Here is a 240-nt window from a genome sequence, read left to right on the forward strand (position 1 = left end):
TGCGACGGCGTCACCAGCGCGAAGCGTGCCTGCGCGTCCAGCTGCATGCCGCGTTCGACGTCGATCCCGTCGGCGTCCACCGGCACGGGGACGAGTTGTATGCCGGTCTCGGACAGGAACCCGCGCGCGAGCAGATAGCCGGGATCCTCGAACCACACGCGCTCGTCCGCGCGTGCGAGGCTGCGCAGCACGAGTTCCAGCGTCGCGCGGTAGCCGCCGGTGACGAACACCTGTTCCGGC

The 240-nt window shown here is 70.4% G+C and carries 1 pseudogene; it reads right to left on the minus strand.

Annotation, left to right across the window (positions count from 1 at the left end):
* A pseudogene (locus SB751_RS34725) lies at positions 1-240 on the minus strand (PLP-dependent aminotransferase family protein); the annotation flags it as partial.

The sequence above is a fragment of the Cupriavidus sp. SIMBA_020 genome, from assembly GCF_046535395.1.
Taxonomy (GTDB): domain Bacteria; phylum Pseudomonadota; class Gammaproteobacteria; order Burkholderiales; family Burkholderiaceae; genus Cupriavidus; species Cupriavidus campinensis.